We start from the raw sequence: 16,195 nt of genomic DNA on the forward strand, positions 1-16,195 counted from the left end.
CCCCCCCCCCGCCCCCCCCCCCCCCCCCCCCCCCCCCCCCCCCCCCCCCCCGTCTCATCATCCGCCGCCATGACCTCGATCCTGACCGACCACGACGTCGCAGCGCTGCGCGCCGCCACTCCCGGCACGCGCAGCGCCATCCATTTCAACCATGCGGGGTCCTCGCTGCCGTCGAACGGCACGCTGGACGCGATCCGCGCGCACCTGCTGCGCGAGGCCGAACGCGGCCCGATGGAAGCCGGCGTGGCCGCGCGCGCGGAGACCGAAACGGCGCGCGCCCTGGCGGCGCGACTGTTCAATGCGCAACCGGACGAGATCGCGCTCACCGGCGGCAATTCGCCCGGCTGGGGCGCGGCCTTTGCCGCGTTCGCGACGGCCAGTCCGTGGCAGCCCGGCGACCGCATCCTGGTGGGCCGGCACGAATGGGGCGGCAATCTCGCCTGCATGCGGCTGATCGCCGAGCGCGCGGGCGCGCGCGTGGAAACCATTCCGTCAGACCAGGACGGCTGCGTCGATCCCGAGGCGCTGCGCGCCATGCTGGACGAACGCGTGCGCCTGATCGCGCTGACCTGGCTGCCCGCCAACGGCGGCCTGATCAATCCCGCCGCCGCGATCGGCGCGGTGGCGCGCGAACACGGCATCGCCTATTTCGTGGACGCGGCCCAGGCCGTGGGCCAATTGCCCATCGACGTGGAACAGGTCGGCTGCGACGTGCTGGCCGGCGCCGGACGCAAGGCGCTGCGCGGCCCGCGCGGCACCGGCCTGCTGTACGTGCGGCGCGATTTCCTGCCCAGGCTGACGCCGGCCTGGGTCGACACCCACAGTGCGCCGCTCGGTCCCGACGGCGCGCCCATGCTGCGACCGGACGCGGCGCGGCTGGAATCGGCGGAAGCCTCGCTGGCGCTGCGCTGCGGCCTGGCCAATGCGCTGCGCGAGGCGCTGGACATCGGCCTGGACGCGATCCGCGCCCGCGTCGACGCCATCGCCCAGGGCCTGCGCACCGAACTGGCCGCGCTGCCCGGCGTCACGGTGCTGGACCAGGGCCGCGAGCGATCGGGGCTGGTGTCGTTCAATGTGGCGGGCCTGGACGCGCCGGCGGTGCAGCGCGCGCTGGCCGCGCAGGGCGTGACCATCGGCAGCAACGGCGTGAGCTACACGCCGCTGGACATGACGGCGCGCGGGCTGGCGCAGATCGCGCGGGCCTCGGTCAGTTACCTGACCACGCAGGACGAGATCGGCCGCCTGCTGGACGCGCTGCGCCAGTTGCCGCGCCAGGGCTGAGGCGCCTCAGGCCACCGCCCGGCGCGCGAAAGGCGTCCACTTGGTGAAGACCAGCAGATTGCCCAGCATCACCAGGGCCAGCCCCAGCAGCGCCGGCATCGTCCACTGATAGCCTTCCGCATAGGTCGAGACCGACAGCGCCACCACCGGGAACAGCACCGTGCAATAGGCCGCGCGCGCCGGCCCCATGCGGCCCACCAGCGTCAGGTAGGCCGTGAAGCCGATCACCGATCCCGGTATCGCCAGATAGAGCAGGGCGCCCATATAGGACGTGGAGGTGTCGAAGCGGAAGGGCTGGCCGGTCGCGACGCAGCCCGCCAGCAGGATGGCCGCGCCGTACAGCATGCCGTAGGCGTTGCCGGTCAACGGCCGGATGCCGTTGCGCTGTTGCAGCGAGGACAGCATGTTGCCGGTCGAAAAGCAGAACGTGCCCAGCAGCGCGAAGCCCAGGCCCAGCAGCGTCTCGTGGCTGGCCTGCTGGCTGGCCAGTTCGGGCCAGAACAACAGCACCAGGCCCGTGAAGCCCAGCGCGCCGGCCAGCATCACGCGCGGCGCGACGCGGGTGCCGAACCACAGACGGGCATTCAACGCGTTCCACAGCGTGGCGGCGGAAAACACCACAGACACCAGCCCGCTGGGGATCCATTGGGTGGCGGTGTAGAAGCACAGGAAGTTCAAACAGAACAGGCACAGGCCCTGTCCCAGGCACATCAGGTGCCCGCGCCGGTCCAGCTTCTGCAGCTTGCCCAGCAGCAGCAGGCCGGCGAACAGCACCAGGCCCGCCAGCGCGAAGCGGTAGAAGATGGACACGGGAATCGCCACCACGCCGAGTTGCAGCTTGATGGCGATCCAGGTGGTGCCCCAGATGATGACGGTAAGGAGATACAGAAAGAGATTCACGATGCGGTACGCGGCAATAAAATAGGGGACATGAAAACCGGCGGCAGGCCGCCGCTCGCCAGTAGTCTGCACCGCCCGGCCCGGCCGCGATTGCCGTTTCTTGCGCTTATTGCTCGCGCGCCCGCGCGCGTAGCGCGTGATCGCAGTAGCATGTGATTTCCATGGGCACCGTCGCGTCGGCCCCCGCCGATTTCTCCGTCTTCCGCACCCTGTCCGGCTCCACTGCGACGCTGGAGCGCGCGGCCACGCTCGGCGAGGGCCTGGCGATCTCGCAATGGTCGCGCAGCGCCCGCGAAACGCTGGGCTACGACATGCCCGGCCACCACACCCTGTCGCTATACCTGCGCGGCGGCGAAAAATCCTTCCGCGTCGGCCTGGACTCGCTGCATGGCGGCGCGGGCAAGTTCTGCGTGCTGCCCGCCGAGCATTACTCGCGCTGGAGCATGAACGACAACGTGCGCTTCCTGCATCTGTATATCGCGCCGGAGCGCCTGGCCCGCGAAGCCGTCATGCGGCTGGACTGCGAGCCGCGCTCGCTGGAACTGCGCGACCGCACCTATATCCACGACGACTCGCTGACCGACGTATGCCGCTCGCTGCTGGGCACGGACTGGAGCCGCCCCGACGAACGGCTGGCGGCCAGCAGCGCCGCCGAGACCGTGCTGCACCAGCTGCTGCACCAGGGCGTGTCGCGCAAGACGCCGCAACCCGCGCGCGGCGGCCTGGCCCCCGCCGTGCGCCGGCGCGTCATGGACTACGTGGACGCGCACCTGGACGCCCCGCTCACGTTGGCTGAGCTGGCTGGCGTGGCGGCGCTGTCCACCTATCACTTCGCACGCATGTTCCATACCTCCTTCGGCGAACCGCCGCACGCCTGGGTGCGCGCGCGCCGGATCGAGCGCGCCAAGGCCCTGCTGGCCGCCGGCAAGAGCGACCTGGCCAGCATCGCGCAGGCCAGCGGGTTCGGCAGCGCCAGCCATCTGTCGCGGGTCTTCCGCGACGCAGCCGGCGTCACGCCGGGCCAGTACCGCGGCGCCCGCGCCGGACGCTGAGCCGGCGCGCATCTCCCCTACAATGGGGCACCGCCCGCCGCGGCCCCGCGCCGCTGTGGCAACCTGGTCCGAACCTGCCCATGCCCCTGGACGACGCCTCCCGCCGCCCGCTGCGCGAGTACTGGCTCGCCGAGATCATCCGCCTGCGCGAAACCCATTGGGGCCCGCTCGAAGACGCCGAGGCCGTGCGCGCCGCGCGCCGCGCCGAGGGCGGCCTGCCGGACCGCATCCTGGTCCGCGCCCACCGGCTCGCCGAACGCGAACAACTGCCCGCCCAGCTCCAGGGCTGGACCCGCAGCGCCCTGGCCGTGCTGGCCGCGCTGTTCGCGCTGGCGCTGTTCTCCGGCATCGGCCTGGCCCTGGGCGCGCTGGGCGACGGCACGCGACCCGTCAACGTGCTGTGGGCGCTGGGCGCCCTGCTGGGTCTGCACGCGCTGACCTTCCTGCTGTGGCTGGCCAGCTTTCTCCTGCGACCCGCCGCCGCCACCGGCCTGGGACGGCTCTGGCTGTGGGTCACGCGCAAACTCGCGCGCGGGCCGGACACGGCGCTGGCGCCCCAGGCCCTGCTCAACCTGCTGGCGCGCGCCGGCGCGCTGCGCTGGCTGTTCGGCTCGATCAGCCACCTGCTCTGGCTGACCGGGTTGTGCGCCGCGCTGGCGACGCTGTTGACGGTGCTGTCCACCGCCAGCTACCGCTTCATCTGGGCCACCACGCTGCTCGCGCCGGACACCTTCGTCTGGCTGACCCAGGCGATCGGCTGGCTGCCGGGCCTGGCGGGCTTCCCGCTGCCCGACGCCGCCACGGTGCTCGCCAGCGACGGCGTCCAGACCTTGCCGGCCGCCGCCCAGGTGCAATGGTCGCTGTGGCTGATCGGCGTGGTGGTGGTCTATGGCGTGCTGCCCCGGCTGGCCGCCGCGCTGCTGTGCCTGGTCGTGCTGCGGCGCAGGCTCGCCGGCCTGCGCATCGACCCCGCGCTGCCCGGCCACGCCGCGCTGCGCGACCGGCTGGAACCCGCCGTGGTCTCCACCGGCCTGGACCGCCCCGTCGACCCGCTGCACGAGCCGCGCCTGTCCGCGCCGGCGCCTGCCGGGCTGGACGGCCGTCCGGTGCTGCTGGCGCTGGAACTGCCCACCGACCTGCCCTGGCCGCCGGCCACAACGCCCGCCGGCATCCAGATCGCCGGCCGGCTCGACACGCGCGAGGAACGCCGCCGCATCCTCGACGCGCTGGCCGACGCCGCCGCCTCGCGCCTCCTGATCGCCTGCGACGCCCGCCAGACGCCGGACCGGGGCACGCTCACGCTGATCGCCGAACTGGCCGCGCACGCGCAGCAGACGCGCGTCTGGCTGCTGCTGCCCGCGCACGAGGATGGTCCGGCGCGCGCGCCGCTGTGGCGCGCGCAGCTCGCGGCGCTGGGCCTGCCCGCGCAGGCCGTGCTGGCGGCATCCGCCAACGCGCTGGACTGGCTGGAGACCGGACATGGCTGATTCCCTGATCCGCATCGCCGTGGTGGGACACACCAACACCGGCAAGACCTCGCTGCTGCGCACGCTGACGCGCGACACGCGCTTCGGCGAAGTGGCCGACAGCCCGGGCACCACGCGCCACGTCGAAGGCGCGCGCCTGCGCATCGAGGGCGGCGACGCGCTGGAATGGTTCGACACGCCCGGCATGGAAGACAGCATCTCGCTGCTGGAATACCTGGAGCGGCTGGAGGCGCCCGGCGAACGGCTGGACGGACCGGCGCGCGTGCGCCGCTTCCTGGACACGCCGGAAGCTCACGGCCGCTACGAACAGGAAGCGCGCGTGCTGGCCAAGATGCTGGACTGCGACGCGGCGCTCTACGTCATCGACGCGCGCGACCCGGTGCTGGGCAAGCACCGCGACGAACTCGACATCCTGGCCGCCTGCGGCCGGCCCTTGCTGCCAGTGCTGAACTTCGTCAACGCGCCGCAGCATCGCGCCGCCGACTGGCGCGCGGCGCTGGCCCGGCTGGGGCTGCACGCGGTGGTGGAATTCGACACGGTGGCGCCCGCGCTGGATGGCGAGCGGCAGCTGTACGCCCGACTCGCCGTGCTGCTGGACCGCCACGCCGCCGCGCTGACGCGCCTGTCCGACGCGCTCGCGCGGCAGCGCCAGGAGCGCCGCGCCGCCGCCTTCGAGCTGCTGGCCGACCTGCTGATCGACGTGGCCGCGCTGCGCCTGTCCAGCCCCAATGACGCCGACGCGCTGGCGGCGGCGGCCGAACGCCTGCGCGCGTTGGCGCGCCAGCGCGAACAGGCCTGCGTCACCGCGCTGCTGGCGCTGTACAACTTCCGGCCTTCCGATATCGACGCCGATGCGCTGCCGCTGCAGGGCGAGCGCTGGGGCATGGACCTGTTCCATCCTCAGGCGCTCAAGGACATGGGCATACAACTGGGCATGGGCGCGGCCGCCGGCGCTATGGCCGGCGCGGCGGTGGACCTGTTCAGCGCCGGCCTGAGCCTGGGCACGGGCATGCTGATCGGCGCGGCCGCGGGTGGGCTGTGGCAGGGCGTGGAAAAGCTCGGCAAGCGCGTGGCGGGCAAGCTGCGCGGCTGGCGCGAGATCAGCGTGGACGACGCCGTGCTGCGCCTCCTGGCGCTGCGCCAGCGCGAGCTGATCGCCGCGCTCGAACATCGCGGCCATGCGGCGCGCACGCCCATCCGGATCGTCCCGCATGATGGCGAGGACCTGCGCAAGGGCGCCTTGCCCGCCGCGTTGAAAGAAGCGCGCAGCCGGCCCGAATGGTCGGCGCTGGGCCAGGCGCATGAAGACAGCGAACGCCGCAAGCTCATGCTGCGCGAGCTGGCGCGCACGCTGTCCGCGGACGCGCCCGCGACCTCTTGACAGCCGCCGCCCGCCTGGCGCTCAGGCACCATTCATGCGCCCTGGCAAGCACGTACTATCCCCAATCCAAACCGATTGACGCTTAAAAGAATGGCTCTATAAGATGCCTTCTGCATGGGCGTGGGTCCGTCCCCCTCATGACTATGAATCACAAAATGGGGTTGGGTGCATCGTGAAGCCGAAGTCCTGCGCAGTGATAGTCATCAAGGCTCCCGCCGACCGACGCGCATGCCGCGCCGCGTGGCGTCCATTCCCCGATTCCGTCTCGTCGTAAGCAGCAACGCCATGCCCCGGACTCCTCCAGGGGTCGGGGCCCATTCCTCTGCCGCGCGATCCGCGCACCACACGGAGCATCAGGGCTATGCGTACTTTCCCCGCTTTCAAACAGGCTGCGCTGACGGCGGCCCTGGTCGCCTCGCTGGCCTTCAGCGCCGGCGCCGCGGCCAAGACCTTCCACTGGTCGTACCAGGGCGATGCCTCGTCCATGGACCCGATGGCGCTGAACGAGACCTTCACGCTGGGCTTCCAGGGCAACATCTACGAAACGCTGGCCGGCTACGACGGCGAGCTGAAGCTGACGCCGCTGCTGGCCGAAAGCTGGGAAAACCCCGAGCCCACCAAATGGATCTTCAAGCTGCGCAAGGGCGTGAAATTCCACGACGGTTCGCCCTTCACCGCCGATGACGTGATCTTCACGTGGAAGCGCAGCCTGACGCCGGGCTCCGACATGAAGGGCTACGGCGCCAAGGCGTCGGACATCAAGAAGATCGACGACTACACCGTCGAAGTCACCACGCCCGCGCCCAACCCCATCCTGCCGCGCGAATGGGCCTTCCTGTACATCATGAGCAAGACGTGGTCCGAGAAGAACAAGACCACCGAGGCCACCAACATCAAGGGCGACAACCAGGGCAACTACGCCAACCTGCACGCCAACGGCACCGGCCCCTTCATGCTGGCCGAGCGCCAGCCCGACGTGAAGACCGTGCTCAAGCGCTATGACGGCTACTGGAACAAGAACATCAAGACCAATATCGACGAGGTCATCTTCCAACCCATCACGCAGGAAGCCACGCGCGTGGCCGCGCTGATCTCGGGCGAGATGGACCTGGTGCAGCCGGTGCCGGTGCAGGACTGGAAGCGCCTGGAAGACGCCAAGGGCGTCAAGCCGCTGACCGCGCCCGAGGCCCGCGCCATCTTCATCGGCATGGACCAGAGCCGCGACGAGCTGCTGTTCTCGGACGTGAAGGGCAAGAACCCCTTCAAGGATCCGAAGGTGCGCGAGGCCGTGGTGCTGGCCGTGGACACCAAGATCATCAACGACAAGATCATGCGCGGCGCGGCCAAGCCGCTGGGCTCGCTGGTCGCCACCTCGATCAACGGCTATGACGAGTCCTACGGCGCGCCGTACAAGCCGGATCCCGAGCGCGCCAAGAAGCTGCTGGCCGAGGCCGGCTATCCCAAGGGCTTCTCCGTCACCATGGACTGCCCCAACGATCGCTACGTCAACGACGAAAAGATCTGCCAGGCCGTGGCCGGCATGCTGACGCGCGTGGGCATCAAGGTCAACCTGCTGGCGCAGACCAAGTCCAAGTACTTCGGCAAGATCCTGCTGCAGGCCGGCAACCAGACCAGCATGTACATGCTCGGCTGGACGCCCAGCTCCACCGACGCGCACAACGCGCTGCTGAACCTGGCCGGCTGCCGAGACGCCAAGACCGCCTCGGGCCAGTTCAACCTGGGCGGCTATTGCAACAAGAAGGTCGACGAGCTGATCACGCAGATCGGCACCGAGACCGACCAGGCCAAGCGCAACGCGATGATCAAGGAAGCCTTCGGCATCGTGCGCGCCGAGTACGGCTACCTGCCGCTGCACCAGCAGCCCATGTCCTGGGGCGTGAAGGACAACATCAAGGTCATCCAGCGCGCCGACGACGTGCTCGACCTGCGCGACGTCGTGCTGCCCTGATCCCGGGCGCAGCCTTTGCCGGGCGGCCTCGGCCGCCCGGATCGCGATACGGCCGCCCCCGCCGCCGGCTTTCTTGAGGGCCACACCCCATGCTTTCCTTCATCGCGCAACGACTCTTCCAGTCGCTGCTGGTCATGCTCACCGTGGCGCTGATCGCCTTCGCCATGTTCCGCTACGTGGGCGACCCCCTGGCCACCATGGTGGGCCAGGACACCACGGCGGAACAACGTGAACAACTGCGCGAGCAGCTGGGCCTGAACGATCCCTTCGTGGTGCAGTACGCGCGCTTCGTGGCCAACGCCGCGCGCGGCGATTTCGGCACCTCGTACCGCCACCGCCGCCCCGTCAGCGAACTGCTGGAAGAACGCCTGCCCGCCACGCTGGAACTGTCCTTCGTGTCCGCCGTCATGGCGCTGGCGCTGGGCATTCCCATGGGCATCTACACCGCGCTCAAGCGCCACGGCGTGCTGTCCAAGGCCTTCATGGCCATCTCGCTGGCTGGCATCTCCCTGCCCACCTTCCTGATCGGAATCCTGCTGATCCTGTTCTTCGGCGTGCAGTTGCGCTGGCTGCCCAGCTTCGGGCGCGGCGACGTGGTCGGACTGGGCTGGTGGACCACGGGCTTCCTGACCAAGTCCGGCCTGCTGGCGCTGATCATGCCCGCCATCACGCTGGCGCTGTTCCAGATGACGCTGATCATGCGGCTGGTGCGCGCCGAGATGCTTGAGGTGCTGCGCGCCGACTTCATCAAGTTCGCGCGCGCCCGCGGCCTGCCGGAGCGGCTGATCAATTTCCGCCATGCGCTCAAGAACACCATGGTGCCGGTCATCACCATCACCGGCCTGCAGCTGGGCTCCATCATCGCCTTCGCCATCATCACCGAGACCGTGTTCCAGTGGCCCGGCATGGGCCTGCTGTTCATCCAGGCCATCAGCACGGTGGACATCCCCGTCATGGCGGCCTACCTGGTGCTGATCGCATTCATGTTCGTGGTCATCAACCTGATCGTCGACCTGCTGTATTTCGCGGTGGATCCGCGCCTGCGCGTGCAGAGCAAGTAAGGCACCTTCCAGGACGAACGTAAAGGAATCCGCATGACCGCCCGCATCGCCCCCTTCTTCGCGCGCGCCGCCGACAGCGACCTCTGGTACAGCTTCAAGCGCTCGCCCGCCGCCGTCATCGGCGCCCTCGTCACGCTGCTGATCGTGCTCGGCGCGGTGTTCGCGCCGCTGATCGCCCCGCAGAATCCCTTCGACCCGGGCCAGGTGCTCATCATCGACGCCAATACGCCGCCGTCCTGGGAAGAGGGCGGCAGCGCGGCCTTCGTGCTCGGCACCGACGACCAGGGCCGCGACATCTTCTCAGCCCTGCTCTATGGCTCGCGCGTGTCGCTGCTGGTGGGCCTGGCCTCGGTCGCGTTCTCGATGGTGCTGGGCGTCACGCTGGGCCTGATCAGCGGCTACGCGGGCGGACGCGTGGACAGCTTCATCATGCGCATCGCCGACGTGCAGCTGTCCTTTCCCGCCATCCTGGTGGCGCTGCTGATCGACGGCGTGGCGCGCGGGCTGCTGCCGCGCGACATGCACGACGAGCTGGCGATGTACGTATTGATCTTCGCCATCGGCACCTCCGGCTGGGTGCAGTACGCGCGCACCGTGCGCGGCTCCACGCTGGTCGAGCGCAACAAGGAATACGTGCAGGCCGCCCGCCTGATCGGCATCGGCCCCGTCACCATCCTGCGCCGCCACATCCTGCCCAACGTGATGGGGCCGGTGCTGGTCATCGCCACCATCCACCTGGCCGTGGCCATCATCACCGAGGCCACGCTGTCCTTCCTGGGCGTGGGCGTGCCGCCGACCGCGCCGTCGCTGGGCACCTTGATCCGCATCGGCAACAGCTACCTGTTCTCGGGCATGTGGTGGATCTCCATATTCCCCGGCATCGTGCTGGTGGCGCTGGTGCTGTCCGTCAACCTGCTGGGCGACTGGCTGCGCGACGCGCTCAATCCGAAGCTGCGCTGAGAACATCATGGCCCTGTTGAACATCGACGACATCCGCATCGAATTTCCCAGCCGCCGCGGCACCATGGTGGCGGTGGACGGCGTGTCCCTGAGCCTGGAGAAAGGCGAGATCCTGGGCGTGGTGGGCGAATCCGGCGCCGGCAAATCCACCATCGGCAACGCCGTGATCGGCCTGCTGGAAGCGCCCGGCCGGCTGGCCGGCGGCCAGGTGTTGCTCAACGGCGAACGCATCGACACGCTGACGCCGGCGCAGCAGCGCCGCGTGCGCGGCCGGCGCATCGGCATGATCTTCCAGGATCCGCTGACCTCGCTGGATCCGTTGCAGACCGTGGAAAGCCAGCTGGTGGAAACCATGCAGGTGCACCTGGACCTGTCCCAGGCCGAGGCCGCCAAGCGCGCCGTGCAATTGCTGGCGCAGGTCGGCATCGACAAGCCCGAATTGCGCGCCAAGCAGTATCCGCACCAGTTCTCCGGCGGCATGCGGCAGCGCGTGGTGATCGCGCTGGCGCTGTGCTGCGAGCCGGAAGTCATCATCGCCGACGAGCCGACCACCGCGCTGGACGTGTCCATCCAGGCGCAGATCCTGGAGCTGCTGCGCAAGCTGTGCCGCGAAGAGCAGGTCGGCATGATCATCATCACGCACGACATGGGCGTGATCGCCGACGTGACCGACCGCGTGGCGGTGCTGTATCGCGGCAAGCTGGTCGAAGAGGGCGCCACCGCCAAGATCCTGGGCGACCCCGACCATCCCTACACCCGCAGCCTGATCTCGGCCGTGCCCCGGCCCGACATCAAGCTCAAGCGCTTTCCGCTGGTCACCTACATCGAGGACGTGAAGACGCCGGCGCAGCCGCTGGACATCGCCACCCACTGGCTGGGCCAGCGGCGCGACTTCGGCGGGCGTGGCGACGGTCCGTTGGTCGACGTGCGCGGCCTGGGCATGCGCTTCGTGCTCAAGAACGCGTTCCTGAAACGCAACCAGCGCACGCTGGACGCGGTCAAGAACGTCGGCTTCGCCATCGGCGAGGGCGAGGTCTTCGGCCTGGTGGGCGAATCCGGCTCGGGCAAGTCCACGGTCGCGCGGCTGATCTCCGGGCTATATACGCCGTCGGCCGGATCGGTGCACTTCGGCGGCACCGACCTGACCGCGCTCAAGGGCGAAAAGCAGCTCAATCCCTTCCGCCGCCAGATCCAGATGATCTTCCAGGATCCGTATTCCTCGCTGAATCCGCGCATGCGCGTGCTGGACATCATCGCCGAGCCCATCCGCTTCCACCGGCTGGCCGACAGCGAGGCGCAGGCGCGCCGCATCGTCGCCGACCTGCTCGATGTGGTGGGCCTGGGCGAGCGCGCCGCCCAGCGCTATCCGCACGAATTCTCCGGCGGCCAGCGCCAGCGCATCTGCATCGCGCGCGCCCTGGCCACGCGTCCGCGCTTCCTGATCTGCGACGAGCCCACCTCGGCGCTGGACGTGTCGATCCAGGCGCAGATCCTGAACCTGCTCAAGGACCTGCAGGAACAGCTCGGCCTGACCATGCTGTTCATCAGCCACGACCTGCCCGTGATCCGCCAGATGTGCGACCGCGTCGGCGTGATGCGCCATGGCGAACTGCTGGAAGTGGCGGACACGGAAATCCTGTTCGATCGCCCGCAACACCCTTACAGCCAACACCTGCTGGGCCTGATGCCGCGCCTGCAATCCATGTCCCGCGAGGGGCTGGACGTGGCCGGCTAGGGCCGCATGCACAGAACCAAGGAACGAGACATGAGCACCTCGCAGCAAACCCTGTTCATCGGCGGCCTGGTATTCGATGGATTGGGCAAGACCCTGGCCGGACACGGCGTGCTGGTGCAGGACGGCCGCATCGCGCGCGTGGCGCCGGCGGCCGAGTTCGAAGGCTATGCCGGCCGCAAGGTCGACACCGCCGGCATGACGCTGATGCCCAGCCTGGCGGACTGTCACGTGCACCTGGTCTACACCGGCGGCCCCGACCCCAACGCGCAGATGAACAAGCAGGGCCCGGCGCAGATCACGCTGACCGCGCTGGAGAATGCGCAGGCCAGCCTGCGTGGCGGCGTCACCGCGCTGCGAGACTGCGGCGGCAAGGACTACCTGGAATTCGGCGTGCGCGACGCCATCGCGCGCGGCGTCTTCCCCGGTCCGGCGATCAGGGCGTCCGGCCGCATCATCTGCATGACCGGCGGCCACGGCAACCGCATCGGCCGCGTGGCCGACGGCTGCGAGGAAGTGGTGAAGGCCGTGCGCGAGCAGGTCCACGCCGGCTGCGACCTGGTGAAGATCATGGCCACCGGCGGCGTCATGACGCCGGGCGTCAGCCCCATGGACGCGCACTACAGCTTCGCCGAGATGAAGGCCGGCGTGCACGAGGCCAAGCGCTTTCGCAAGAGCACGGCCAGCCATGCGCAGGGCACGGAGGGCATCCTGAACGCGGTGCGCGCCGGCATCGACTCCATCGAGCACGGCATCTTCATGGACGAGGAATGCCTGCGCGAAATGCTGGAGGCCCGGACCTACCTGGTGCCCACCATCGCCGCCGTGCGCAACATCGTGGCCAATGCCGACAACGGCATTCCCGCCTACGCGGTGGAAAAGGCCCGCGCCGTCGAGCAGCGCCACCGCGAGTCCATCCAGATGTACTACAAGGCCGGCGGCCGCATCGCCATGGGCACCGACGCGGGCACGCCGTTCAACCTGCATGGCGAGAACGCCATGGAGCTGGCCTACATGGTCGAGTTCGGCATGACGCCGGTGGACGCGCTGGTCGCGGGCACCTCGCGCGGGCACGACCTGATGGGCATGGATGGGCACGGCGCCATCCAGGACGGCAACGCCGCCGACCTGCTGCTGGTGCAAGGCGACCCGACCGAGGACATCATGAAGGCGGCCGACAAGCGCTTCCATGTGGCGGTGCTGCAGGGCGGCGTGGTCCAGGCGGGCGCGCTGCCCGGATAAGGTCCGCCCCGATGCGCCACGCTGGCGGGCGCCAATGAAAAACGGGCCGATGCGCGCAAGGCGCATCAGCCCGTAATATTGCGACGCCGGCCTCGCGGGGCCGGCAGGGCGCGCTTAGCGCTTGCCCATGAAGCCACCCATGGCCATCATCAGGAACTGTTCCAGCGGCATCTTCTTGCCGTTGAAATCGACCTGACCGTCGGCGTAGTTCAGGTAGGAAACGACGTTGTCGTTCTCGACCTTGGCCAGGCCCATGGCGCCCGCCATGGTGCCGACCATGTCGGCCTGGCCCTTGGCGGTCTTGAGGGCCTGGTCGGCCGGCGCGCCGTCCTGCTGGGCCTTGAAGGCCATCAGGTCCGCCAGGCTGGCCTTGGACAGCACGACCTTGGCGTCCAGCTTGCGCACGGTCTGCATGGCCACGTCCGGGAAGGGCGCGTCCAGCGATGCCGGCTTGGCCAGGTTCAGATCCAGGTTGAAGGTCGACGCGCCGTTGGCGGTGCGCAGTTGCAGCGGCGCCACCGACAGGCTGGGGTTGCCGGCCAGCAGCAGCTGGACGTTGTCCTTCAGGATCTGCTGCTCTTCGGGCGTGAACTGCGGCGTCTTTTCCTCGCCGCCGCTCTGCAGCATGCGATGCGAGGCCTTTTCATAGACTTCGTTCAGGGCCTTGAGCGCCTTGGGATCCAGGTTCTTCATGTCCAGCGCGAACTTGACGCCGGTGACGTCCTGGTTCTGCACATTGATCATGCCGAAGTCGAGCACGGCCTTGGCGTTGACGCCGGCGTCGGCCTCGCTCGTGTCGATGGCCATCGAGGTGTCCTTGACGATCACGGGCGGCTGGGTGGCCGAGTTGATCGTCAGGGCCTTGAAGCCGATCTTCTGGCTGCCCATGTACATGTCGCTCTTGCCCGGCGCGCCGTTGCCGGCGATCGTCAGGCCCTGCAGCGCCATGCTGGTGATATCGCTGTCGTCGGACTTGCCGGCGATGACCAGGCTGTCCGACTGCGCGTTGAAGACGGCGTGCTTGGTGCCGGTGTTGACCTCGATATCGCCCTTCATGCCCGAGAACTTCAGGCTGTTCGCATCCTTGGCGAATTCGACGGCGGCCAGGTCGAACTTGCCGTCGACATTCTTGCCATAGCTGACGCTGTACGAGCCCGACAGCGGCACCGAGCCCTTGGCGGCGGCGAACCATTCCTTGACCGAAGGCGTTTCCACGAGCTGGAAGCGGCTGGCGACCATGGCCGGAGCCAGCTTGCCACGGCTCAGGTTCGACAGCGGGAAGGGGCCGTGGTCCAGGTATTCGACGAACTCGATCTCGCCGTCATGGCCGGGCTTGCCGTCCTTGGCCGGGATCGAGAACTTGACGCGAAAGCGCTCGGTCGACGAGAACACGCCGCGCTCGAACGAGATCAGCTCGATCGAGGGCGTGATGCCGGTGCGCTCGCCGAGCTTCTGCAGATCGACGTTGCCATCCTGAATCAGTTGCTTGACGAAGGTTTCGGCCTTCTTGCCCGTGTACCAGGCAGAACCGGTCCAAACCGCGCCCAGCGCCACGACGATGCCTGCAATTGCCGCCTTTTTCATAGCAATCCTTATTTTCAAATGGATGAAAGCGCACGGATTATAGGGAGTGTGACCTAGGGAATGTACTTATTTCGTAGATAGGTCGTGCAATTTGTTACCTGGTTATACCAGGACACCCCGGCGCGCCCATGCCCGGCGGCCACATCAGCTACAATCCCGCCGTGCGCTTTGCCAATCTGCGCACGTTCGCCGGGCCCTTCGCCGCCTGGCTTCGCCCTGCAAGGGCGCTTCCCTTTTCTCCTTATTCGTACGCCTGGATTGGAGTCTCTCAACTTGAGCGACGGGCTGCCGCTGGAGTTGTTTTGACTGCCTCTTCTAATTTCGCCGACCTCGGGCTGGCTGATTCCCTGTTGCGCGCCATCGCCGAGACCGGCTACACCGCGCCCACCCCCATCCAGGCCCAGGCCATTCCGCAGGTCCTGAAGGGCGGCGACCTGCTCGCCGCCGCCCAGACCGGCACCGGCAAGACCGCCGGCTTCACCCTGCCCATCCTGCACCTGCTGTCGCAGACCAAGCCCGCCCAGCGCAAGCCGGGCCGCCCGCGCTGCCTGATCCTGACGCCCACGCGCGAACTGACCGCGCAGGTGGCCGAATCGGTGCAGACCTACGGCAAGCACACCGCGCTGTCGTCCATGGTGATGTTCGGCGGCGTCAACATCAATCCGCAGATCAGCGCGCTGAAGAAGCCGCTGGACATCCTGGTGGCCACGCCCGGCCGCCTGCTGGACCACTGCGGCCAGCGCACCATCGACCTGTCGGGCGTCGAAATCCTGGTGCTGGACGAAGCCGACCGCATGCTGGACATGGGCTTCATCCGCGACATCCGCAAGATCCTGGCGCTGCTGCCGCAGAAGCGCCAGAACCTGCTGTTCTCGGCCACCTTCTCGGACGAGATCCGCTCGCTGGCGCGCGGCGTGCTGAACAACCCGGGCGAAGTCTCGGTCACCCCGCGCAACACCGCCACCGAACTGGTCACGCAGACCGTGCACCTGGTCGAACAGCACCATAAGCGCGACCTGATCAGCCACATCATCCGCGAAAGCGGCTGGCACCAGGTGCTGGTGTTCACGCGCACCAAGCACGGCGCCAACCGCCTGGCCGAGAAGCTGGTCAAGGACGGCCTGACCGCCGCCGCCATCCACGGCAACAAGAGCCAGTCGGCCCGCACCCGCGCGCTGGCCGGCTTCAAGGAAGGCACGGTCACCGTGCTGGTGGCCACCGACATCGCCGCCCGCGGCCTGGACATCGACCAGCTGCCGCAGGTCGTGAACTTCGAGCTGCCCAACGTGCCCGAGGACTACGTGCACCGCATCGGCCGCACCGGCCGCGCCGGCGCCACCGGCGCCGCGGTCTCGCTGGTCGACAACAGCGAAATCAAGCTGCTGCGCGACATCGAGCGCCTGATCAAGAAGACCATCGACCGCAAGCCGGTCGAAGGCTGGACCCCGCCCGCCACGACCGCGGCCTCGTTCGAGCGCCAGGAACGCGACGAAGACTCGCGCCAGCCTCGCGGCGGCCAGCGCAACGGCCGCGGCGGTGATCGCGG

The 16,195-nt window shown here is 68.7% G+C and carries 12 protein-coding genes; 10 read left to right on the top strand and 2 right to left on the bottom strand.

Annotated features, from left to right (window positions below; all coding sequences use genetic code 11):
- Positions 1–69 precede the first annotated feature (69 nt).
- The gene (locus tag ACEU5R_RS30230; protein WP_392413499.1) at positions 70–1,281 is read left to right on the top strand and encodes an aminotransferase class V-fold PLP-dependent enzyme; all 1,212 of its coding nucleotides are present in this window, start codon (positions 70–72) and stop codon (positions 1,279–1,281) included.
- 6 nt (positions 1,282–1,287) lie between these two features.
- Here ACEU5R_RS30230 and ACEU5R_RS30235 read toward each other — a convergent pair whose 3' ends face one another.
- A complete protein-coding gene (locus ACEU5R_RS30235; protein WP_392413488.1) occupies positions 1,288–2,181 on the bottom strand; it encodes a DMT family transporter in 894 nt (297 codons plus the stop codon).
- 161 nt (positions 2,182–2,342) lie between these two features.
- On the opposite strand from ACEU5R_RS30235, the gene ACEU5R_RS30240 reads away from it, so the two are divergent.
- From ACEU5R_RS30240 to ACEU5R_RS30275, 8 genes are all read left to right on the top strand, one after another.
- Positions 2,343–3,233, top strand: a complete 891-nt coding sequence (locus tag ACEU5R_RS30240; RefSeq protein ID WP_392413489.1) for a helix-turn-helix domain-containing protein — start codon at positions 2,343–2,345, stop codon at positions 3,231–3,233.
- 80 nt (positions 3,234–3,313) lie between these two features.
- Positions 3,314–4,720, top strand: coding sequence for a DUF2868 domain-containing protein (locus ACEU5R_RS30245; protein ID WP_392413491.1), 1,407 nt, complete (start codon positions 3,314–3,316; stop codon positions 4,718–4,720).
- Positions 4,713–6,101, top strand: a complete 1,389-nt coding sequence (locus ACEU5R_RS30250) for a GTPase/DUF3482 domain-containing protein (RefSeq protein WP_103271962.1) — start codon at positions 4,713–4,715, stop codon at positions 6,099–6,101. The genes ACEU5R_RS30245 and ACEU5R_RS30250 overlap by 8 nt, the downstream gene beginning before the upstream one ends.
- Before the next feature lie 361 nt (positions 6,102–6,462).
- On the top strand, positions 6,463–8,070 hold the full coding sequence (locus tag ACEU5R_RS30255) for an ABC transporter substrate-binding protein (protein ID WP_103271961.1): 1,608 nt from the start codon (positions 6,463–6,465) through the stop codon (positions 8,068–8,070).
- Positions 8,071–8,159: 89 nt separating this feature from the next.
- The gene (locus tag ACEU5R_RS30260; protein WP_103271960.1) at positions 8,160–9,131 is read left to right on the top strand and encodes an ABC transporter permease; all 972 of its coding nucleotides are present in this window, start codon (positions 8,160–8,162) and stop codon (positions 9,129–9,131) included.
- A 33-nt stretch (positions 9,132–9,164) separates the two neighbouring features.
- Positions 9,165–10,091 (top strand): ABC transporter permease, encoded by a 927-nt coding sequence (locus ACEU5R_RS30265; RefSeq protein WP_103271959.1) that lies wholly within the window; start codon positions 9,165–9,167, stop codon positions 10,089–10,091.
- 7 nt (positions 10,092–10,098) lie between these two features.
- A complete protein-coding gene (locus ACEU5R_RS30270) occupies positions 10,099–11,826 on the top strand; it encodes a dipeptide ABC transporter ATP-binding protein (RefSeq protein ID WP_392413494.1) in 1,728 nt (575 codons plus the stop codon).
- 30 nt (positions 11,827–11,856) lie between these two features.
- Positions 11,857–13,065 carry an amidohydrolase family protein gene (locus ACEU5R_RS30275; RefSeq protein WP_103271957.1) on the top strand — a complete coding sequence of 403 codons (1,209 nt, stop codon included), beginning with the start codon at positions 11,857–11,859 and terminating at the stop codon, positions 13,063–13,065.
- Positions 13,066–13,179: 114 nt separating this feature from the next.
- Here ACEU5R_RS30275 and ACEU5R_RS30280 read toward each other — a convergent pair whose 3' ends face one another.
- The gene (locus ACEU5R_RS30280; RefSeq protein ID WP_103271956.1) at positions 13,180–14,649 is read right to left on the bottom strand and encodes a YdgA family protein; all 1,470 of its coding nucleotides are present in this window, start codon (positions 14,647–14,649) and stop codon (positions 13,180–13,182) included.
- Positions 14,650–14,951: 302 nt separating this feature from the next.
- On the opposite strand from ACEU5R_RS30280, the gene ACEU5R_RS30285 reads away from it, so the two are divergent.
- The coding region (locus tag ACEU5R_RS30285) for a DEAD/DEAH box helicase (protein ID WP_392413497.1) at positions 14,952–16,195 on the top strand (1,244 nt) is incomplete at its 3' end.

Source organism: Achromobacter sp. 413638, from assembly GCF_043119405.1.
GTDB lineage: Bacteria > Pseudomonadota > Gammaproteobacteria > Burkholderiales > Burkholderiaceae_B > Achromobacter.